The organism is Variovorax sp. RCC_210 (assembly GCF_041355175.1).
In the GTDB taxonomy this organism is placed as follows: Bacteria; Pseudomonadota; Gammaproteobacteria; order Burkholderiales; family Burkholderiaceae_C; genus Variovorax.
Map to the genome: position 1 here is coordinate 1,048,818 of NZ_JBFUPJ010000001.1, position 20,915 is coordinate 1,069,732.

13 protein-coding genes are annotated in these 20,915 nt (G+C 69.5%); 5 read left to right on the top strand and 8 right to left on the bottom strand.

Annotated elements, in window-relative coordinates; all coding sequences use genetic code 11:
• Positions 1-69: 69 nt before the first annotated feature.
• Positions 70-996 carry a LysR substrate-binding domain-containing protein gene (locus AB6807_RS05065; protein WP_371083716.1) on the bottom strand — a complete coding sequence of 309 codons (927 nt, stop codon included), beginning with the start codon at positions 994-996 and terminating at the stop codon, positions 70-72.
• A 129-nt stretch (positions 997-1,125) separates the two neighbouring features.
• Between AB6807_RS05065 and AB6807_RS05070 the strand changes: the two genes are divergently transcribed.
• Entirely contained in the window at positions 1,126-1,884 is a 759-nt protein-coding gene (locus AB6807_RS05070) for an FMN-dependent NADH-azoreductase (protein ID WP_371083717.1), read from the top strand.
• Here the strand turns inward: AB6807_RS05070 and AB6807_RS05075 are convergent.
• Genes AB6807_RS05075 through AB6807_RS05085 form a run of 3 tightly spaced genes read right to left on the bottom strand, consistent with a single transcriptional unit; the run spans position 1,881 to position 8,109 of the window.
• Positions 1,881-5,360, bottom strand: coding sequence for an efflux transporter outer membrane subunit (locus AB6807_RS05075; RefSeq protein ID WP_371083718.1), 3,480 nt, complete (start codon positions 5,358-5,360; stop codon positions 1,881-1,883). The genes AB6807_RS05070 and AB6807_RS05075 overlap by 4 nt on opposite strands.
• Entirely contained in the window at positions 5,348-6,715 is a 1,368-nt protein-coding gene (locus AB6807_RS05080; RefSeq protein ID WP_371083719.1) for a hypothetical protein, read from the bottom strand. Before AB6807_RS05080 ends, AB6807_RS05075 begins: the two co-directional genes overlap by 13 nt.
• Positions 6,716-6,762: 47 nt before the next feature.
• Positions 6,763-8,109: an HlyD family secretion protein gene (locus AB6807_RS05085; RefSeq protein WP_371083720.1), complete on the bottom strand. Its 1,347-nt coding sequence runs from the start codon at positions 8,107-8,109 to the stop codon at positions 6,763-6,765.
• A 276-nt stretch (positions 8,110-8,385) separates the two neighbouring features.
• Here AB6807_RS05085 and AB6807_RS05090 point away from each other — a divergent pair, with 276 nt between their 5' ends.
• Entirely contained in the window at positions 8,386-11,190 is a 2,805-nt protein-coding gene (locus AB6807_RS05090) for a diguanylate cyclase domain-containing protein (protein WP_371083721.1), read from the top strand.
• A 113-nt stretch (positions 11,191-11,303) separates the two neighbouring features.
• Here AB6807_RS05090 and AB6807_RS05095 read toward each other — a convergent pair whose 3' ends face one another.
• Positions 11,304-12,488, bottom strand: coding sequence for an MFS transporter (locus AB6807_RS05095; protein ID WP_371083722.1), 1,185 nt, complete (start codon positions 12,486-12,488; stop codon positions 11,304-11,306).
• Between the two features lie 114 nt (positions 12,489-12,602).
• Here AB6807_RS05095 and AB6807_RS05100 point away from each other — a divergent pair, with 114 nt between their 5' ends.
• Entirely contained in the window at positions 12,603-13,565 is a 963-nt protein-coding gene (locus AB6807_RS05100) for a LysR substrate-binding domain-containing protein (protein WP_371083723.1), read from the top strand.
• Here the strand turns inward: AB6807_RS05100 and AB6807_RS05105 are convergent.
• The 3 genes from AB6807_RS05105 to AB6807_RS05115 form a co-directional block, all read right to left on the bottom strand.
• Positions 13,514-14,284: a fumarylacetoacetate hydrolase family protein gene (locus AB6807_RS05105; protein WP_371083724.1), complete on the bottom strand. Its 771-nt coding sequence runs from the start codon at positions 14,282-14,284 to the stop codon at positions 13,514-13,516. The genes AB6807_RS05100 and AB6807_RS05105 overlap by 52 nt on opposite strands.
• Positions 14,285-14,531: 247 nt before the next feature.
• The gene (locus AB6807_RS05110; RefSeq protein ID WP_371083725.1) at positions 14,532-15,509 is read right to left on the bottom strand and encodes a Bug family tripartite tricarboxylate transporter substrate binding protein; all 978 of its coding nucleotides are present in this window, start codon (positions 15,507-15,509) and stop codon (positions 14,532-14,534) included.
• A 147-nt stretch (positions 15,510-15,656) separates the two neighbouring features.
• Positions 15,657-16,898: an alanine--glyoxylate aminotransferase family protein gene (locus AB6807_RS05115; protein ID WP_371083726.1), complete on the bottom strand. Its 1,242-nt coding sequence runs from the start codon at positions 16,896-16,898 to the stop codon at positions 15,657-15,659.
• Between the two features lie 122 nt (positions 16,899-17,020).
• Between AB6807_RS05115 and AB6807_RS05120 the strand changes: the two genes are divergently transcribed.
• Both AB6807_RS05120 and AB6807_RS05125 read left to right on the top strand, forming a co-directional pair.
• Positions 17,021-17,731 (top strand): GntR family transcriptional regulator, encoded by a 711-nt coding sequence (locus tag AB6807_RS05120; protein WP_116909071.1) that lies wholly within the window; start codon positions 17,021-17,023, stop codon positions 17,729-17,731.
• A gap of 76 nt (positions 17,732-17,807) precedes the next feature.
• Positions 17,808-20,885, top strand: a complete 3,078-nt coding sequence (locus AB6807_RS05125; RefSeq protein ID WP_371083727.1) for an FAD-binding and (Fe-S)-binding domain-containing protein — start codon at positions 17,808-17,810, stop codon at positions 20,883-20,885.
• Positions 20,886-20,915: the final 30 nt, after the last annotated feature.

Sequence of the window (20,915 nt, forward strand, 5' to 3'; positions counted from 1 at the left end):
TCACTTGTTATGGCGTGGAAGTCTCCTTCAGAAGCGTGACGAAATGCAAGCTCGTATTCCTGCGTTGCTTCAAACCCCCGCTGCTTGCGACGCGATCCAGTCCCACACCGAACGAACCGCCGGTTCGTTCTCCCGCCCATTCGCCGTCGCGAGAAAGTAGCTGCCCGTGTCGAGCGCGGGACCGAAGGGCTGCACCAGCGCGCCGCTGCGCAGCTCTTCGGCGCACAGCGTGAGGCTCAGCAGCGCCACGCCATGGCCCGCGAGCGCGGCCAGCGTGGCGTGCGTCTCATCGGAAAACGACAGGCCCGCGGCCTTCATCGCACGCGCTCTCGGCGCTGCGATGCCCGCTTCGCGAAACCAGCGCGGCCACACGGCGGGTGCGAGGGCCTGCGGCTGCCAGTCGCAATGAATGAGGCGATGCTTCGGCAGGTCGGCCGCGCGCTTCAGTTTCAGCATGGGGCTGCACAACGGCGCGTAGCGCTCGGGCATGAGCTCGCGCGACACCAGCCCCGGCCACTGGCCGCTGCCGGAGCGCACCGCGATGTCGGCATCGCCGCGGGCCAGGTCGACCAGCGTGTCGCTCGCATGCAGGCGCAGCTCGACGGTGGGGCATGCCTTGCGAAACGCCTCCATGCGCGGCAGCACCCAGCGCGCGGCGAAGGCGGTGTTGGTGCTGAGCGTGACAGCCTGCGACGCGGCGGGCCGGCGCAGCCTGGCGATGCCGGCTTCGAGCACGTTGAAGCCCATGCGCAGGTCGTCGAACAGCCGCTTGCCCGCGGGCGTGAGCGCGAGCTGGCGCGTGAGCCGCACGAACAGCGGCTGGCCCAGCGTGTCTTCCAGCGCGCGCACCTGGTGGCTGATGGCCGACGGCGTGACCGACAGCTCGAGCGCCGCGCGCTGGAAGCTCAGGTGCGCGGCCGCGGCCTCGAACGCGCGCAGCGCCAACAAGGGCGGCAACCGCCGTGAAGGGCGAACAGGTGAGCTGGTTTCTTCCATCGGCAGAGAAATGGTCGTTTGTGAAGGGCGGCCCCGAACCCTAGATTCATGGCCTGCGCGGCCATTGTGGCAGCGCCCCGTTTCCAGCACATGCACCTCATGCACCCCATGCAACACATGCACTCACCCATGAAGACCCCGAACCTCCACTTGCTGCACATCGATTCCAGCGCCCGCCCGGGCCGCTCCGGCACCGACCCGCACGGCTCGCACACGCGCCGCCTGTCGGCGCGCTTCGTCGACCGCTGGCGCCATGCACGGCCCGGCGATACCGTCGAGCACCTCGACGTGGGCCAGCACCCGCCCGCGCACGTCGATGGCCGATGGATCCACGCCGCGTTCACGCCGCAGGCCGCGCGCGAACCGTGGATGGCGCAGGCGCTCGCCGAAAGCGATCGGCTGGTCGACCAGCTCATCGCCGCGGACGTGATCGTCATCGGCCTGCCCATGTACAACTTCAGCGTGCCCGCGCAGTTCAAGGCGTGGATCGACAACATCGTGCGCGTGGGCCGCACCTTCGGGTTCGACCGCTCGCGCGGCGCGGTGCCGTACTGGCCGCTGCTGGCCGACGCGGGCAAGCGCGTGGTGCTGCTGGGCGCGCGCGGCGACCACGGCTACGACGCCGGCGGGCGCGTGGCGCACCTGAACCACGCCGAGGCCAGCGTGCGTTCGGCGCTGGGCTACATCGGCATCACGGATGTGTTCGAGGCGGCGGTGGAGTCCGACGAGTTCGGCGGCGAGCAACTGGCGCAGTCGCTGCGGCGCGCCGAGTCGCGGGTCGATGAGCTGGCGGACTTTCTGCTGCGCTCGGCCATGCGCAGGCAGGCGCCGGGCCATGCCGCGTTGTCGGGCAACGCCAGCGCGTCGGCATCAGGTGTGCAGGCCTAGCGCGGTGCGGCGGATGAAGCGACCGCGCCCGCGGGCACGTCGTCCCACCCGCCACCGAGCGCCTTGTAGAGGTTGACCGTGTTCACCGCCTGCTTGAGCTGCAGTTCGATGGCCTGTCGCTGCTCCAGGTACAGCTCGCGCTGCGCGTCGGCGCCGGCGAAGTAGTCTTCCAGCCCGTTGCGAAAGCGCGTGCGAGAAATGGAGGCCACCTTGTCCAGCGCCTGCACGCGCGCTTGCTGCGCGACGATCTGCGGACGCAGGTGACTGTCGGCGATGAGCGCGTTGGCCGTTTCGCGCAGCGCCTGCTGCACCGCGTATTCGTAACTGGCCATGGCGGCGGCCAGGCGCTCTTCGTTGGCGCTCAGGTTGGCCGAGCGGCGGCCCCAGTCGAACATCGGCAGCGACACGCCCAGCACCGTGGCCCAGCTGCGGTTGCCCGCGCTCAGCAGGCTGGAAAACTCGGTGCTCAGCCCGCCCGCCACCGCCGTCAACGAAAAGCTCGGATAGAAAGCCGCCTTCGCCGCGCCCACGCCCGAGTTGGCGGCCTCCACGCGCGCATATGCGGCCAGCAGGTCGGGGCGGCGCTGCAGCAGGCTGGCGGGCAGGCCCACGGGCACGTCGGCCACCGAGCGTTCGGGCCAGGGGCGCTGCATGCCGATGGTCGGCGGCACGGGCTGGCCGACCAGCACCGAGAGCCACTGCAGGTCTTGCCCCACGCGCATGCGGAACTCTTCGCGCTGCACGTTGGCGCGCTCCACCAGCGACTGCGAACGCAGCACGTTCAGGTCCGACGTGCCGCCCACCGTGCGGGCGCGCTGCATGACACGGGTGCTTTCGCTCTGGTTGCCGAAGTCGCCTTCGGCCAGCGCCAGCAGGGCACGGTCGGCGCGCAGCGTGAGGTAGGCGTTCGACACCTCGCCCACCAGGTTCATGCGCGCCGCCGCCAGGTCGCGCTCGCTGGCCAGCGCCTGCGAGCCGGCCTGCTTCACGCCGGCATCGACACGGCCGAAGAAGTCGAGCTCGTACGAGGTGATGCCGGCCTGCACGGCATAGGTGGTGGCCACGCTGCCCACGCCGTTCAATGCCTGGTTGCTGGTGACGATGCCGTCGGGCCCCAGCGAGGTGCTCACGTTGCCGCGCCCGACGGAGCCGGCCACGCCGATTTCGGGGAACAGGCCGGAGCGCGTGCCGCCGTAGACGGCGCGCGCCTCGCGGGCCTTGGCGGCGTACACGCGCAGGTCGCGGTTCTGCAGCAGCGCGGTGGCGATCAGGCCGCGCAGCTCGTCGTCGCGCACGAACACATGCCACGCGACCGGCGCGGCGGCGGCATTGCCCGTGCCCTCGGCCCACTGGGCGGGCACCACCACGTCGGCCTCTTTCAGCGGCGGCGTGAGGTTGCAGCCCGTGAGCACCAGCACGCCCAGCATCAGCACCATGACGAGCGGCAGCGGCGCGGTCATGGCGCGGGCAAAGCCGAACGGCAAACGCGCGAAAAGCGGCATCCGGCGCACACGGGGCCAGTGCCATCCCGCGCTCCCCATGAACGCCAGCGCCGCGCGCCCCGGCTTCACCTGCACGGCCACATGGCTGGGCGGCAGGCTGAACACCAGGCGAATCAGGTGGTCGTGCACCACCTCGTCGCGCACGAAGGCGAGCTCCACGCCCGCTGCCGAACGCCCCTTCAGCAGCGCACCGACCCAGCCCACGCGCTCCACATGCACGTCGAGCCGTTCGCCCACGGGCATGCGCCGCAGCAGCGCGCTTTCGCGCAGCACCGCGCCATCGACCGCGATCTGCACGAAGCGCGTCGCGCCCACGCCGGCGGCGCTGCGCAGCGTGGTGTCGGCGCCGTACGGAAAGCGCTCGTCGTGCTCCGGCCGCGGCCGGTCGATGCAGGCGATGAGCGCGGCCAGGCAGTACAGGGTGGTGACGATGGTCCACAGCACGTTGAGCATGTCGCCCGTGGTCATGGTGCCGCCGATGGAGCCGATGGCCGCCGCCTCCATCGCCAGGATGAGGCCGCCGAACACCAGCACCAGGTTCCAGTGCACCACGGTCTTCGAGCGGTCCTGCCCCTTGGCCGTGACCTTGAAAGGCCGCCCGAAGGGCCGCACCAGCGAGGTGACGATGGTGCGCGTGACGGCCATGGCCGCGACGATCTGCGTGACCTCCGTGAACACCGGCAGGCAGCGCCGCTGGCTGATCCAGTAGGTGTAGCCCCAGAACATCACCAGCGGTGGCAGCCCGTACATCGAGAAGGCGCGCGGCGTGGCGTGGAAGGCCGACACGCCCGTGTACCAGTACAGCGCGGGCGCTGCGAGCATCAGCAGGATGAAGGGCTTGGTCAGCCAGTGCAGCAGGCCGTGCACGTAGTGCACCCGCGCCGCAAAGCTGTAGCCGCGCCCGCGCAGCGGCCCGTCGCGCAGCAGCGCCACCTGGATGGTGCCCAGGCACCAGCGGCTGCGCTGGTTGATGTAGTCGACGATGCTGTCCGCCGAGAGCCCGTTCGACAGCCGCTCGTTGAGCCAGCGCGTGACCCAGCCGAAGCGCATCAGCGTGTAGGTGGTGTAGATGTCCTCGCACACGCTGCCCGTGGGAAAGCCGCCGGCCTCGGTGATGGCGTCGCGCCGTATCACGAACGAGGTGCCCACGCAGAAGGCCACGTCGGCCGCGTCCTTGGCGGGCTGCAGCACGTCGAAGAACACGCGCTGCTCGTCCACCCAGCTGTCGGTGGCGCGCAGGTTGTGCTGGATGGGGTCGGCGTTGTAATAGAACTGCGGCGTCTGCACCAGGCCCACCCTGGCCTCGTCGAACAGGCCCAGCGTGCGGTAGACGATGTTGCGGTGGGGCGTGAAGTCGGCGTCCAGCACCAGGATGAAGGGCGCGTTGGTGGCCGCGGCCGACAGGCGCAGCCCGTTGTTCAGGTTGCCGGCCTTGGCGTGCGCGTTGTCGGGCCTGCGCGCGTAGTGCACGCCCTTGCGCTCGCAGTAGTCGCGCAGCCAGTCGCGCCGGGTGTCGTCGAGCACCCACACGTTCACATGCGGGTAGTCGATGGCCTGCGCGGCCAGGATGGTTTTCTCGAGCACGCCCAGCTCTTCGTTGTAGGTGCAGATGAACACGTCCACCGCCGGCACGTCCGTGCCGCGCGCGCGCAGCGCGGCCTCGCCGCGGTCGGCCTGGGCGTGGTTGTCGCGCCGGCGCGTGAGCATCTGGATGGACAGCAGCGTGTAGACGATGGCGATCATCTCGAAGGCCAGGAACACCCACGACACCAGCGTGCCGAAGCCCAGGTCGGCCGGCGGCAGCGTCTCGGCCAGCCGCCATGCCACGTAGCGCACCAGCACCAGCGCGGTAAGAAAGCCGAACAGCACGCGGTGCGAGGCGCGGTCGGCGCGGGCGTGGAAGATCATGATCAGCGCCAGCGCCGCGACCATCAGGTTGACCCTGAACTCGGGCGTGTCCATCAGTTCGAGCATGGTGTTTCTCCTGAAGGGGCGGTGGTGGCGTTGGGGGTGACGACGTTGCCGGTGAACGGGTTCCAGCCCGTGGCCGCGAGCGCGATCCAGGCGGTGGCGCCCAGGTGGGGCCAGCGGTAGTAGAAGAAGTCGGCGCCCACCGAGTCGGGGCCGATGGCCAGGCCGGTCGAGATGCGCGGGCTCGGCGTGGCGTAGTACAGGCCGTTGTCCGCGCGCTGCGCGGCCAGCAGCTGCCACAGCGCATCGGGTGCCGCGCCCTTCACGGCCACCAGCGTGGCGGCGGCCTGCGCGCTGCCTTCGGTCCACATGCCGTCGGGCTGCTGCGAAAAGCCGTAGCCGTCGCCGAAGCGGTGGTTACGCTCCACCCACGCCAGGCCCGCGCGCCAAGCGCACCCGCCCCGCGGTGCCGCGAGCAGCGGCCACAGCTGCGCATCGAGGCCCGAGCCCGTGGTGGAGACGGTGGCGCCGTCGGCCTTGGTGCCGATGTAGAAGCGCTGCTCGCTTGTGCTCCACATGCGCGAGACAAAGGCCAGCGCCACGCCCGCCTGGCGCGCCTGCTCGGGCCGGGCGCTGCCGCGCGCGGCCCATGCGGCGGCCATGGCGATGTCGATGTTGTGCTCGGTCGATTTCCAGGTCTGCGCGGTTTGCGCGTTGTCCCAGCCGTACCAGCCGCCCTGGTAGCCGTCGGGGTCGACGGTGGCGCGGGCGCGCTGCTCGATCCACCCGAGCAGCCTGGCCGTGGCCTCGGTGTAGCGGGGCGAGGGCGAAGGCAATGCACGGCTCACGTTCAGCAGCAGCAGCGCGGCCCATGCCACGTTGCCGGTGGCGGTGCTCACCTGGTAGGCATCGGCGATCCACTGGTTCTTGCCCGCGTCCCAGTAGCCGGCGAGCACCGGCTTGCCGTCGGCCATCGGGCCGGCGCGGTAGCCGTTGCGCACGCGGCCGTCGGTGTAGAGCGGGTCGCGTTCCACCGCGAGCGTCACGGCGTCGGCGATGCGCGTGGCCGAGGCGGTGTCGCCGCAGGCCAGCAGGGCGATGCCGGCCAGCGCGTTGTCGTACACGAAGGCCACGTTCGCGAGGCTGGGCGACAGCTCGGGCACGCCTTCGATGGCGCGCTCGGTGCGGTAGCTGGACAGCAGCAGCGCGGACGACGGATCGCCGCGCGCGTCGGTGGCGACGGCGCGGCGCAGGCCCTCGCAGCTTTGCTGCGCGAGCGACTGCTGCACTTCGGTCGCGGCCATGGTGCGGTTGGAGGTGAGCGCGGTGAAAGCCACGGCACAGAGCGCGACCAGCGCGACACCTGCGACAGCCGCTGGCAACGCGCCGGCGCGCAGAAAGAGAGGAGGGCGGCTCATCGCGGTCTCGTCGCTATGTCGGGGGCTGTGTCGATGCTGTATCGGGGCTACGACGCCAGCCTGGCCGATACCACCTTGCCGGGCGCGCACAACCCGCGTTGCTCCAGCCATTCCGGGGAGTCCGATTCCACATGGGCGACCGCGTACACCGAGCCTTGCTCCGCAAACGGGAAGGGCACGGCGTAGCGGCTCTGGAAGTCTTCCGGCGCGACCGGCAGGATCTGCGTGACGCGCGCCGACACCTCGGGGCGGCTGTCGTCGGTCTTCACCGCGATGGTCGAGCCCATGTTCAGCCGCTTGGCCACCCGCGGCGGAAACACCGCCACCACCTCGACGCGGCTGCAGTCGATCATGCGCACCAGCGTGGCGCCCTGAGGCACGTAGCTGCCCTGCGGCATGAGCACGGTGTGCACCTGGCCGGCCTGCAGCGCGCGCACCTCGAAGGCGGCGATGCGGTCGATGCGGCGGCGCTCGTCGGTCTCCAGCGTGCTCACCTCGCGCAGTTGCTGCTGCAACGCTTCGCTGTCGTGGCGCGCGCGCTCGATGTCGCCGGCAAGCGTCTCGCGGCGGTTGGCCAGGGTCTGGTACACGTTGCCTCCGCTGCCGCCCACGAACACGCCGCGGCTGGCGCTGGCCACGCTCTGGCCCAGCCCCGCGTAGGCCTGCTCGGCCACCGCCGCGCTGGCGCGAGAAATGCTCAGCTGCGCCTGCGCCGCGTCCATGGCCTGCGGGCTCACGGCGCCTTCGTCGAGCATGGCGGAGGTGTGACGCACCTTCAGTTCCTGCTCGGCCACGTTGCTCTGGGCCACGTCGCGCTGGCGCTGCGCGACCTGCCAGGCGTCGCGCGTCTGCGCCATCGAGGCCGAGCGGTACAGCTTGCCCTGCTGCTCGACGAACTGCAGTTCTTCGGTGGAGGCGCTCAGCTGGTTGGCCAGTTGCGCCACCTGGCTTTGCAGCGCCAGGCGCTGCGTGGTGAGCGTGGTGAGGATGTCGCGGTTGATGGTCGGGTTCTGCACGGTGGCGACCACCGCGCCCGCGTCGACCTTGTCGAGCGCGCGCACCGTCATCTGCGTGACCACGCCGCTGATGGGCGATGTCACCAGCACCACCGGCGCCTGCAGCACCGTGCGCGTGGCCTGGCGCGACACCAGCGGCTGGATCAGCGTGGTCACCACCAGCCACAGCACGAAGGCGAGCAGGGCGTAGCCCGCCACGCGCGGCACGATCGACTCCGGCGTGGAGGCGGGAGCGGCGTGCGGCGGCCCGCCAGGCGGTGTGCCGGGTGGTGCGCCCGGTGGCCCACCCCCGGCGCCCTTGCGCCTGAGGCGCTGCAGCCAGCTGGCAGCTTCGGCATCGGCGACTTCGTTCGCTTCCCGGACAGTGCTTGCGTTCATGTGCGCCTCGCAATAGATGACGTTGGTGACCTAAAGAAACCGTCGTCTCCGCTGTCGCGGCACATCTTTGGGGCGTGCCATCTGCTGTTGCTGCAATGCAGCAATAGACATGCCAAAAGTTAACAATTTATGCTTACATGAGCAACAGGATGTACACGTTGCGGCGCAACCGAAAACGGCCGGCTGATGTGGCGCCGACACTTCCTCGCCCGGTGGAACCCGCCGATACTCGAGTCGACAACTCACGCCGGCAACGCACCGGCATCTGAAAGTTCAATGAACGCCACCGGACCCTCGACATTCCGCTTCGCCCTGCACACCCGTCTCAGCCTGGGCGTGGCAGCCCTGGTACTGGCAGCGACCTTCGGCATCGCGACCTACGCGATGCACCTCGTCAAGAGCAGCATGCAGGCGTCGATCGCCGCGGAAGAACTGGCCCGCGTGAGCGGCATTTCAGACGCCATCGACCAGAAGCTCGGCAGCCGCCGCATCCTGCTGCAGACCTTCGCCGAAAGCGTGCAGGCGCAGGCGTTTGCTGACGCCGAGCCGCTGCAGGCCTTCCTGGAGCGCCACGCCTCGCTGCGCCAGGCCTTCGACAACGTGGCCTTCCTCGACACTGACGGCAAGCTCGTGGCCAACCTGAACGGGGCGCTCGTCAACGGCAGCGTCAACGTGAAGGACCGCGACTACTTCCAGCAGACCGTGGCGAAGAAGGCCGGGCTGGTTTCGCAGCCTTACCGGAACCGCCTGAACGGGCTGGCGCAGGTGGCCATCACCCAGCCGGTGCTCGACGCCGCGGGCGACGTCAAGTTCGTGATTTCCGGCGCCATCAACCTGAAGGACCGCAACATCCTCGGCGCGCTGGGCGACGTGCGCTTCGGCAAGCATGGCTACCTGTTCATCACCACCACCGACGGCGTGGTGGTCGACCACCCCGACCTCGCGCGCATCCTGAGCGTGGTGCAGCCCAAGGTCGGCAACGCCGAGATCCTGCGCGCCATGGCCGGCTTCGAGGGCACGGGCGAGGGCATCGACGAGACCGGCGTGCCCAGCCTGTACGCCTTCGACCGCACCGAGCAGACCAACTGGGTGGTCGGCGCCATGTACCCGCGCGCCGAGGCCTTTGCCCGCGTCGACGCCATCGAGCGCAACGCCTGGCTTGGTGCGCTGGTGCTCGCGCTGACCGCCGGCGCGCTGGCCTTCGTGGTGGTGCGCCGGCGCCTGAAGCCGCTGGCCGAGTTGCACGGCCACATGCAGTCGGCGCGAGAGAGCGCCGCCGGCGCACAGGCACCGCGTGTTGCGAGCCACTACGCGCCCGACGAGATCGGCGACCTGTCGCGCACCTTCGACGAGCTGATGGCCCAGCGCCACGCCAGCGAGCTGAGCCTGGCGCACAGCGAGGCGCAGGTGCGCACCATTGCCGACAGCATTCCGGCCATGGTCTCGCACGTGGACGCCTCGCTGCGCTACACCTTCGTGAACGAGCGCATCCGCGCGCTGCACCACCACGCGCCGCTGGTCGGGCGCGCGATGCCCGAGGTGCGCGGCGCCGACTTCGCCGTGGTCGAGCCGTATTTCGAGCGTGCGCTGGCCGGCGAAACCGTCATCCTCGAGAAAGCCGGCGACCCCGCGCTGGGCATCGGAGAGCGCACGTTCCAGGCGCACTACATTCCCGACCTCGACGCCGACGGCGTGGTGCGCGGCGTGTTCTCCATGACCTTCGACATCACGGAAGAAGTGAACGTCCGCAAGGCCGTGGCCGAGAAGGAAAAGCGCCTGCGCGACGTGACCGACAGCATTCCGGCGCTGGTGGGCTACTTCGACCGCAACCAGAACTGCCTGTTCGGCAACATCCGCGCGCGCCAGATGGCCGGCCTGGGCGACAAGCCCATCGAGGGCACCACGATGCGCTCGGCGCTGGGCGATGAAATGTACGAGCAGCACAAGCCCTACCTGCCGGTGATGCTGTCGGGCAAGAAGGTGCGCTTTCCGGTGCGCGCGCCGGTGCACGGCAAGCAGGGCTACTTCCAGGTCAACCTGATTCCCGACACCAACGCGCGCGGCGAGGTGGTGGGCTTCTACCTGATGAGCTTCAACATCACGGCGCTGAAGGAGGCCGAGCTGCGCCAGGCCGAGAGCGAGCTGCGCCTGCGCACCATCACCGACAACCTGCCCGCGCTCATCACCTACATCGACCGCGAGGAAAAGATCACCTTCGCCAACGCCACCAGCCGCGACTGGCTGGGCCTCGACCCCATGCAGGTGCTCGGGCGCCACCTGCAGGACGTGGCCGGCCGCGACGTGTACCTGTCGCGCAGGCCCATGCTGGCGCGCGCGCTGGGCGGAGAAAAGGTCGAGTTCGAGGCGCGCACGCAGCGCAAGGGCTTCGAGCGCATCACGCAGGTCATCTACGTGCCCGACGTGCGGGCCGACGGCCTCACGCACGGCATCTTCTCGCTGGCGCTGGACATCACCGCGCTGAAGCTGGTGGAGCACCAGCTCATCGAGCTCGCGCGGCTGGACACGCTCACCGGCCTGCCCAACCGGCTGGCCTTCAACGAGCACCTGCCCGACGCCGTGCTGCGCGTGCGGCTCACGGGCAATGCCATGGCGCTGATGTTCCTGGACGTGGACCATTTCAAGACCATCAACGACACCTTCGGCCATGCCGTGGGCGATGCGGTGCTGGTCGAGTACGCGCGGCGCCTGCTGGCCAGCGTGCGCGGCACCGACAAGGTGGCCCGGCTGGCCGGCGACGAGTTCGTGCTGGTGCTGGAGAACCTGGCCGGCCCGCAGGCCGCGGCCACCGTGGCCGAGAAGGTGGTGGAGCGCATCAACGGCACGCCCTTCGTGGTCGAGGGGCAGACCATTTCGGTCACCACCAGCGTGGGCATCGCCTTTCACTGGGCGGCCGACTCGGCGGCCACGGCCGAAGAGCTGCTCGCGCGGGCCGATGCGGCGCTCTACAACGCCAAGGCCGCGGGGCGCAACCGCTTCGAATTCTTCCTGTCGGCCGGCGTGCCGCGGGACCCGCTGATGCTGGGCGGGGAAGTGGCCGATCCGGCGCCGGAAGGCAAGTAGGGCGAGCACGCGGCGCTGGCGATGGCGGTGGCACTGGCGGCGGTCAGCCAAACGGCGCAGCCGCCGCTGGGGCTGAACCCGAGCGGCGGCCGCTGTGAAGATAAAAACCCGAATCAGGCCTGGGCCGAAGCGCAGTCCGCCAGCCGCGGCTCGCGCCGGTCGAGCGCGCGGCTCCACAGCGCGATCGCCAGGCCCACCACCGTGAGCAGCGCCGCCACCCACCCCAGCGCGGCCAGCCCCGGGCCGCGGCTGATGACCACGCCGCCGACCCATGCGCCCAGCGCGTTGCCCAGGTTGAAGGCCGCGATGTTCAGGCTCGACGCCAGGTTCTGCCCCGCGCCCGAGGCCTTCTCCAGCACCCGCAGCTGCATGGGCGCCACGGTCGCGAACGAGGCCACGCCGAGCAGCCCGACGAACACCACCGCGGTGAACGGCGTGCCGATGGCGAACTGCATGGCGCCCAGCACCGCGGCCAGCACCACCAGCGTGCCGATCACGGCGGCCATCGGCGCGCGGTCGGCCAGCTTGCCGCCCAGGATGTTGCCCACCGCCAGCCCGCCGCCGAACACCAGCAGGATGGGCGACACGGCCGATTCCGACAGCCCCGTGAGCTGCGTGAGCAGCGGCTGGATGTACGTGAACACGACGAACACGCCGGCGAAGCCGAGCACCGTCATCGCCAGGCCCAGCAGCACCTGCGGGCGCGCCAGCACGGCCAGTTCTTCGCGCAGCGGGGCCGGCTTGGTCTCGCCCTTCACGCGCGGCACGAACACGGCGAGCACCGCGAGCGCCAGCACGCCGATGAGCGTCACCGCCCAGAAGGCCGCGCGCCAGCCAAAGTGCAGCCCCAGCCACGCGCCGAAGGGCACGCCCAGCAGCGTGGCCGCGGTGAGGCCGGTGAACATGATGGCGATGGCCGAGGCGCGCCGCTCGGGCGCCACCAGCCCGGTGGCCACCACCGAGCCGACGCCGAAGAAGGTGCCGTGCGCCAGCGAGGTGACCACGCGCGCGGCCATCAGCATCTCGTAGTTGGGCGCCAGCGCGCAGGCCAGGTTGCCGAGCGTGAAGACCGCCATGAGCGCGAGCAGCACGGTCTTGCGCGGCAGCTTGCGCGTCGCGATGGTAAGCACGGGCGCGCCGACCGCCACCCCGAGCGCGTAGCCCGAGATGAGCAGGCCGGCGGCCGTGATGGAAACATGGAGATCGGTCGAGACCTGCATCAGCAGGCCCATGATGACGAACTCGGTGGTGCCTATTCCGAAGGCACCGGCGGTGAGGGCAAGTAGAGCGATTGGCATGATGCCCTGTACTGTGAGGACATTCGCCTTCGATGACTAGAATGCCGCCGGTACAGACACTTGTGACTTCAAATCACAAGCTCATGAGCTACCGAGGCAACAGAAAGGGCAACCATGCCGCGCATCGACGTCAACCGCTCCGGCGAAATGGAGGCCTTCGTGCAGGTGGTCGAGTCCGGCGGGTTCTCCTCGGCGGCGCGCCTGCTGGGCATGACGCCTTCGGCGGTGAGCAAGCTGGTGGCGCGGCTGGAGCTGCGCCTTGGCATCCAGCTGGTGCATCGCTCCACGCGCAAGCTTCAGCTCACGCCCGAGGGCACCGAGTTCTACCAGCGCAGCACGCGCGTGCTGGCCGACATGGACGAGGCCGAGCGTTGCGCCGCGGCCGGTGCCGCGCCGCGCGGGCGCGTGAGCATCAACGCCAGCGTGTCCTTCGGCCACCACAAGCTGGTGCCGCTGATGCCGCGCCTGCTGGAGCTGCACCCGCAGATCACGCTCGACATTGCGCTGACCGACCGCATCGTCGACCTGATGGACGAGCGCGCCGACATCGCGATCCGCTGGGGCCAGCTGCCGTCGTCCGACCTGGTGGCGCGGCGCCTGGGCGAGACCAGCCAGACCATCCTGGCCGCGCCGTCGTACCTCGAAAAATACGGCACGCCGCGCACCCCGCAGGAGCTGGAGGCGCACAGCCAGCTCGGCTGGACCTTCATGCGAAAAGCGCCCGACTGGCCGTTTCGCGTGGACGGCCGCATGGTGTCGATGCCCGTGGCGGGCCCGGTACGCGCAGGCGACGGCGAAACGCTGCGCCAGCTGGCGATCGCGGGAGCGGGCGTGGCGCGGCTGTCGCTGTACCACACGCAGCACGACATCGACGCGGGCCGGCTGGTGCCGCTGCTGGAGGAGTTCAACCCGTGCGAGGTGGAGCCGATCCACGCGGTGTACATCGGCAAGGCCGGCACGCTGCCCGCGCGGGTGCGGGCGGTGCTGGACTTTCTGGTGGCCTGCTCGGGCGTGGGCGGCGGGCGCTATACGCTCAAGCGAACGCTGCCGATGCCTGGAAACGCAGCGCTCACCTGATCGCCGCGGCGGCAGGGGAGGATGCCGACCCACGAGCCGGTGGTCACGACGGTGCCCTTGGGGACGGTCTGGCCGTGGCGGGTGACGTGGCGCAGCCACGTCGGCAGCAGCCAGGCGGGGTCGGCCAGCGGATGGGTGCCTTCGCGCACCACGGTTTCCGCGGAGCCGACCTTGGCTTCGCAGCGCTGCGAGGCCCAGTCGACGGCGGCGTAGGGCACCCAGTCGCCCACCGCCAGCGCACCGTGCACTTGCGAATCGGCCAGGCGGAGCAGGGCAGGCGTGGCCGCCAGGTCTTGCCAGCGCGCATCGACGATCTCGACCGACACGGCCATGGCGTCGATGAGCGACGCAGCGGTTTCGGGGGTGAGCTGCGCGGCCTGCGCGGGCGTGACGTCCTGGCCGAGGCGCAGGGCGATTTCGGCTTCGATGCCGGGGGTGTGGAACACAAGGTCGCTGAAATCCGAGGCGTTCTGTCGCACACCGGCGGGTGGCAGCGGCGCATGCGTGAGCGTCGCGCTGCGCGAAGCGCCGCCGGATTTCCAGGCACCGGGCACGGGCTGCGCGTCGAACCAGCCGAGCGCGGCGGCCACGGCGTCCTGCACTTCGTAGGCTTGCGCGAGGGTGGCGAGCGCATCGGTCCAGGGCGAGGCGTCGAGGGTCCGGTTGCCGCTGCGCGCGGCGACCAGGGCGTCTGTGAGGGCTGTTTGGGAAGGGGTCATTTTTGGGATCTTCTCAGGTTGCTCAAGGCGTTTGGTTGTTGTCGCCTTTTCAGGGTTTGTTCGGGACGGGTGAACAGGCCGCCGGGTACTTCCCACCGCGAATGTCCCCCGCCTTCGGCTCCTCCTTTATTTCGCTGCGGGAAGCACCCGACGCCCTGTTCACTTGGGCACGCGGCTGGTGAACCGCTGATCGACAACCGCCGGCGTGTCGCGCCCCGAACAGCAACCTTCAATACTGAGGACGACTTCAGCTCTCAACGTGAACGTTCCCGTCCTTCACGACCTTCGCCCACTTCGCGATCTCGGTGCTGATGAACTGCTTGAACTTGTCCTGCGAACCACCACCGTCTTCCGCGCCGTAGGTGTCCAGGCGCTCCTGCACGTCGGGCATGGCGAGCACGGTGTTCACGTCGCGGTTCACTTTCTGCGCGATGGCCGGCGGCAGCTTGCCCGGACCGGCCAGCCCGTACCAGGTCGTGGCCTCGAAACCCTGGAAGCCTTGCTCCTGCATCGTCGGCACGTTGGGGTGGCCCTTGGCGCGCTTGGTGCGGGTCTGTGCGACGGCGATGACGCGGCCGTTCTTCACATGCGGCGTGGCGGCCGTCATGGTCTCGAAGCTGTACTGGATCTGCCCGCCCATCAGGTCGGCCAGCAAGGGGCCGCTGCCCTTGTACGGCACGTGCAGCGCGTCGATGCCGCCCTGCAGCTTGAACATCTCCAGCGCCAGGTGCTGGGCCGATCCCGCGCCCGCGGAACCGAAGCTCAAGGTGCCCGGCGCGGCCTTGCAGGCGGCGACGATGTCTTTCACGTTCAACGCCTTCTGGCCCGGGTTGGCGATCAGCAGGTTGGGCGTGACGCCCACCAGCACGATGGGCACGAAGTCGCGCTCCACATTGTAGCGCAGCTTGGGCTGCAGGCTGGGCGCGAGCGCGTGGCTGTTGATGTGGGCCATGAGCAGGGTGCTGCCATCCGCCGGCTGCTGCGCCACGTAGTCGGCGGCCAGGACACCGGCCACGCCGCCCTTGTTCTCGACGATGACCTGCTGGCCCCACATGATGGTGAGCTTCTGCGCGACCACGCGCGCCAGCGCGTCGGTGCCGCCGCCCGGCGGAAAACCGACGACGATGCGCACCGGCCCCGAAGGCCACTCCTGCGCGAAAAGCCGGGGCACGCCCAGCGTGGCGGCCGCGCCCGCGGCGGCCTGGATCAGGGAACGTCTTTGCATCATCTTTGTCTCCGTGGTGTTGGGGTCCGATGCGTGCCGGGCCCTGTCGTATGGCGCCTGGCAAGGTGGCCGCCGCATCGTTCGAGCGATGCGTTGCGGCCGGTGTGTAGTGAAGGCGCTAAGCCGCCTTCTTTTGCGCCGCCGGCGCTAAGCCGCCTTCTGCAGCGCCACAGGCGCTGCATGGCTCGCGAAATGGTCCATGGCCGCGTGCACGCCGCTGGCGGCCAGCTTGATGCCCGCGAGCTTCATGCCCATCTCCACGCCCGCGAGCATGGCGACCAGCGTCAGGTCGTTGCTGTCGCCCAGGTGGCCCATGCGGAACATGCGGCCCTTGAGCTTGCCCAGCCCGGTGCCCAGCGACAGGTCGAAGCGCTGGTGGATCAGGCGGCGCAGCGCGTCGGCGTCCACGCCCTCGGGCGTGATCACGCCGGTGAGCACGGGCGAGTACACGGCCGGGTCGGCGCACTGGATCGGCAGGCCCCACGCGTTCACCGCGGCGCGCACGCCCGCAGCCCAGCGCTGGTGGCGCGCGAACACGTTGTCCAGCCCCTCGCCGAGCAGCATGTAGAGCGACTCCGACAGGCCGTACAACAGGTTGGTGTTGGGCGTGTAAGGCCAGTAGCCGTCCTTGTTCATCTCGACGATCTCGCCCCAGTCCCAGAAGGCGCGCGGCAGCTTCGCGTGCTTGGCGGCCTCGAGCGCGCGCGGCGAGAGCGCGTTGAAGCTGATGCCCGGCGGCAGCATCAGGCCCTTCTGCGAGCCGCTGACGGTCACGTCCACGCCCCATTCGTCGTGCCGGAAATCGGCGCTGGCCAGGCCCGAGATGCTGTCGACCAGCAGCAGGGCAGGGTGGCCGGTTGCGTCGATGGCCTTGCGCACCGAGGCAATGTCGGAGGTCACGCCGGTGGAGGTCTCGTTGTGCACCACGCACACGGCCTTGATCTTCTTTTCGGTGTCCTTGCGCAGGCGCGCCTCGATGAGCTCGGCCTGCACGCCGCGGCGCCAGCCGGGCGCGTTGGGCAGTTGCGCGTCGGCGCCGGTGAAGGCCAGGAACTCGGTCGACAGGCCCAGGCGCGTGGCCATCTTCTGCCACAGCGAGGCGAAGTGGCCCGTTTCGTACATGAGCACGTGGTCGCCCGGGCTCAGCGTGTTGGCCAGCGCGGCCTCCCACGCGCCGGTGCCCGAGGCGGGATAGATGGCGACCGGGTGCTTCGTCTTGAAGACCTGCTGGATGCCGCCCAGCACCTTGAGCCCCAGCGTGCCGAACTCGGGGCCGCGGTGGTCGATGGTGGGCAGGCTCATGGCCCGCAGGATGCGGTCGGGCACCGGGCTGGGCCCCGGAATCTGGAGGAAGTGGCGACCGGTGGGATGGATGTCGAGTTGCAGCATGGACTGTCCTTTCGCTTGTCAGTTTTGCATTCAAAATGCATTTTGTTTTGATGGTTTACCCTGAAGCGCTGCGCTTGTGAGCCTGATTTTTTGCATTCAAAATGCAATCAACGGAAAGAACCATGACCGCTGAAATCATCGAGATCTCCAGGCTCGCGCTGCATGACCAGGTGGCGTCGCGCCTGCGCACCATGCTGGTCGAAGGCCACATCGCGCCGGGCGCCAAGCTCAACGAACGCGAGCTGTGCCTGCAGCTGAACGTGTCGCGCACGCCGCTGCGCGAGGCCATCAAGCTGCTGGCCGCCGAAGGGCTGGTCGACCTGCTGCCCAACCGTGGCGCGGTGGCGGTGAAGCTCACCGAGGCCGACGTGCTCGACACCTTCGAGGTGCTGGCCATGCTCGAGGGCATGTCGGGCGAGCTGGCGGCCAAGCGCATCACCGACGAAGAGCTGGCCGAGGTGCGCGCGCTGCACTACGAAATGATGGCCTGCTTCTCGCGGCGCGATCTCTCGGGCTACTACCGGCTGAACGCGCGCATCCACACGGCCATCAACGACGCGGCCGCCAACCCGGTGCTGTCGAACACCTACCGCTCCATCAACGCCCGCGTGCAGTCGCTGCGCTTTCGCACCAACCAGAACGAGGCCAAGTGGAAGCACGCGGTGCAGGAGCACGAGCAGATGATCGACGCGCTGGCCGCGCGCGACGCCGCCGCCATGCGCAAGGTGCTGGTGGCGCACGTGCTGCGCAAGCGCGACACGGTGCTGGAGCTGCTGCGCGCGGGCGAGATCTATCCGGTGGCCAAGACCAGCGCCAAAGCCAAGCCAAGCTGACGAGCTGACGAGCTGACGAGCTGACGAGCTGACAAGTCGGACTCGAATCTCAAGAAAAAACCGAAGCCCCCACACCATGCGCATCGATCCCGCCAGCCACATGCAGCCAGCCGGAACCGTTCTTCCGCCCAACGACACCTGCGAGCTGCTCGCACGCCGCCTGCGCGCGGACACGCAGGGCGAGGTGCTGTTCGACGACGGCTCGCGCGGGCGCTACGCCACCGACGCGTCGATCTACCAGATCACGCCCGTGGGCGCCTTCGTGCCGACGAACGAGCGCGACATCGCGACCGCCATCGACATCGCCCGCGACCTGAAGGTGCCGGTGCTCGCGCGCGGCGGCGGCACCAGCCAGTGCGGGCAGACCACGGGCGCGGCGCTGGTGATCGACAACAGCAAGCACTTTCGCAAGGTGCTCGATGTGAACGTGCAGGAGGGCACCGCCACGGTGGAGCCCGGCCTGGTGCTCGACCACCTGAACGCGCAGCTCAAGCCGCACGGGCTCTGGTACCCGGTCGACGTGTCGACCAGCGCGCAGGCCACGCTGGGCGGCATGGCCGGCAACAACTCGTGCGGTTCGCGCTCCATCGCCTACGGCAACATGGTGCACAACGTGCTGGGCGCGAGCGCGTGGCTGTCGAACGGCGAGCTGGTCGAGTTCGGGCCCGTGGGTTCGCTCGGCGTGCGCGCGGCCGGCATCGCGCAGTTCGTGCGCGGGCTGGCGCGCCAGCACCGCGAGGCCGTGGCCGAGCACTGGCCCAAGGTGATGCGCCGCGTGGCGGGCTACAACCTCGACATCTTCGACAACCAGAGCGAGAAGCCCTACACCGCCGACGGCAGCGTGAACCTGGCGCACCTGCTCATCGGCTCCGAGGGCACGCTGGCCTACACGCGCAGCCTGAAGCTCAAGCTCGCGCCGCTGCCGCGCGCCAAGGTGCTGGGCATCGTCAACTTTCCGACCTTTCATGCGGCGATGGATTCGGCGCAGCACATCGTCAAGCTCGGGCCCACGGCGGTGGAGCTGGTCGACCGCACCATGATCGAGCTGGCGCTGGCCAACCCGGCCTTCAGGCCCACGGTGGAAACCGCGCTCATCGGCAAGCCCGCGGCCATCCTGCTGGTGGAGTTCTCGGGCGCCGACAAGGCCGCGCTGCTGCCCCAACTGAAGCAGCTGGTCGAGCTGATGGGCGACCTGGGCCTGCCCGGCAGCGTGGTCGAAATGCCCGACGAGGCGCGCCAGAAAAACCTGTGGGAGGTGCGCAAGGCGGGGCTGAACATCATGATGAGCCTGAAGGGCGACGGCAAGCCGGTGAGCTTCATCGAAGACTGCGCGGTGCCGCTCGCGCACCTGGCCGAGTACACCGACGCGCTGACCGAAGTGTTCGCGCGGCACGGCAGCCGCGGCACCTGGTACGCGCATGCCTCGGTCGGCACGCTGCATGTGCGGCCCATCCTGGACATGCGGGTGGACGGCGCGGCCAAGATGCGCGCCATCGCGGAAGAGGCCAGCGCGCTGGTGCGCAAGTACAAGGGCGCGTTCAGCGGCGAGCACGGCGACGGGCTGTGCCGCGGCGAGTGGATCGAATGGCAGTTCGGCCCCGCCATCAACGACGCCTTTCGCGCCATCAAGCGCAAGCTGGACCCCATCGGCCTGTTCAACCCCGGCAAGATCATCGACCCGCCGCGCATGGACGACGGCGCGCTGTTTCGCTTCGCGCCGCCCACGGCGCCCAGGCCGTACCGCCGCATCGAGCTCAAGCCCGTGCTCGACTGGTCGGGCTGGAACGTCGATGCCGACCCCGTCACCGAGGTAACCACCGCCCCCGGCACCGGCGGCGACAGCACCGGCGGCCTGGCCAAGGCGGTGGAAATGTGCAACAACAACGGCCACTGCCGCAAGTTCGACGCCGGCACCATGTGCCCCAGCTACCGCGTGACGCGCGACGAGCAGCACCTGACGCGCGGCCGCGCCAACACGCTGCGCCTGGCGCTGTCGGGCCAGCTCGGCCCCGACGCCTTCACCAGCGAGGCCATGCACGACACCATGGACCTGTGCGTCGGCTGCAAGGGCTGCAAGCGCGACTGCCCCACCGGCGTGGACATGGCGAAGATGAAGGTCGAGTTTCTGGACCACTACAAGAAGCGCCACGGCCACACCTTGAAAGACCGGCTGATGGCGAACCTGCCCGACTACGCGCACAGGGCCAGCCGCATGCCGTGGCTGCTGAACCTGCGCAACAGCGTGCCCGGCGCGGCATGGCTCGGGGAAAAGATGCTGGGCTTCTCGGCGAAGCGCTCGCTGCCCGCGTGGCGCAGCGACACCTTCTGGCGCGCCAGGGGCAACGAGCCGGGCCTGTTCGTCGAGCGCGAGGTGGCGCTGGCCATTGCGCGCCGCGGCGGCAAGGCGGCGGTGCTGTTCGTCGACACGTTCAACGGCACCTTCGAGAGCGAGAACGCCTTCGCCGCCGCGCGCGTGCTGCAGGCCGCGGGCTACGTGCTGCACACGGTCGAGAAGCGCGGCGGGCACCACTGCTGCGGCCGCACCTTCCTGGCGAGCGGCATGGTCGACGAGGCGAAGAAGAAGGCCGAGGCGCTGATCGATGCGCTGCTGCCGCTCGCGCGTGCCGGCGTGCCCATCGTCGGCCTGGAGCCGTCGTGCCTGCTCACGCTGCGCGACGAGACGCTGGTGATGGGCTTCGGCGAAAAGGCCGAGCTGGTCGCCAGGCACGCGCTGCTGTTCGAGGAGTTCATTGCGCGCGAGATCAGGCAGGGCCGCTTCGAGCTGCCGCTGAAGCCGGCGACGCAACCAATCCTGCTGCACGGCCACTGCCACCAGAAGGCCTTCGGCGCGGTGAGCCCGGTGATGGAGGTGCTCAAGCTCATTCCGGGCGCACAGCCCGAGCTCATCGAAAGCTCGTGCTGCGGCATGGCCGGCAGCTTCGGCTACGAGGCCAGCCACTACGAGGTGTCGATGCAGATGGCCGAGGCCAGCCTGCTGCCGGCCATTCGCAAGCAGCCCGATGCCATCGTGGTGGCCGACGGCACCAGCTGCCGCCACCAGATCGAAGACGGCGCGCAAAGAAAGGCGGTGCATGTGGCGGTGCTGCTGGAGCGGCACCTGCTGCACGCGGACGCGGCGGGCGGCACGGCCTGACCTGCGCAGGCTGCAAGATCAGCACGATCG

Excerpts from the sequence above, each read along its gene's own strand:
- AB6807_RS05115 (WP_371083726.1), bottom strand. The coding sequence starts at position 16,898 with ATGCTGCAACTCGACATCCATCCCACCGGTCGCCACTTCCTCCAGATT.
- AB6807_RS05090 (WP_371083721.1), top strand. The coding sequence starts at position 8,386 with ATGAACGCCACCGGACCCTCGACATTCCGCTTCGCCCTGCACACCCGT.
- AB6807_RS05105 (WP_371083724.1), bottom strand. The coding sequence starts at position 14,284 with ATGACCCCTTCCCAAACAGCCCTCACAGACGCCCTGGTCGCCGCGCGC.
- AB6807_RS05080 (WP_371083719.1), bottom strand. The coding sequence starts at position 6,715 with ATGAGCCGCCCTCCTCTCTTTCTGCGCGCCGGCGCGTTGCCAGCGGCT.
- AB6807_RS05100 (WP_371083723.1), top strand. The coding sequence starts at position 12,603 with ATGCCGCGCATCGACGTCAACCGCTCCGGCGAAATGGAGGCCTTCGTG.
- AB6807_RS05095 (WP_371083722.1), bottom strand. The coding sequence starts at position 12,488 with ATGCCAATCGCTCTACTTGCCCTCACCGCCGGTGCCTTCGGAATAGGC.
- AB6807_RS05110 (WP_371083725.1), bottom strand. The coding sequence starts at position 15,509 with ATGCAAAGACGTTCCCTGATCCAGGCCGCCGCGGGCGCGGCCGCCACG.
- AB6807_RS05120 (WP_116909071.1), top strand. The coding sequence starts at position 17,021 with ATGACCGCTGAAATCATCGAGATCTCCAGGCTCGCGCTGCATGACCAG.
- AB6807_RS05085 (WP_371083720.1), bottom strand. The coding sequence starts at position 8,109 with ATGAACGCAAGCACTGTCCGGGAAGCGAACGAAGTCGCCGATGCCGAA.
- AB6807_RS05065 (WP_371083716.1), bottom strand. The coding sequence starts at position 996 with ATGGAAGAAACCAGCTCACCTGTTCGCCCTTCACGGCGGTTGCCGCCC.
- AB6807_RS05125 (WP_371083727.1), top strand. The coding sequence starts at position 17,808 with ATGCGCATCGATCCCGCCAGCCACATGCAGCCAGCCGGAACCGTTCTT.
- AB6807_RS05075 (WP_371083718.1), bottom strand. The coding sequence starts at position 5,360 with ATGCTCGAACTGATGGACACGCCCGAGTTCAGGGTCAACCTGATGGTC.
- AB6807_RS05070 (WP_371083717.1), top strand. The coding sequence starts at position 1,126 with ATGAAGACCCCGAACCTCCACTTGCTGCACATCGATTCCAGCGCCCGC.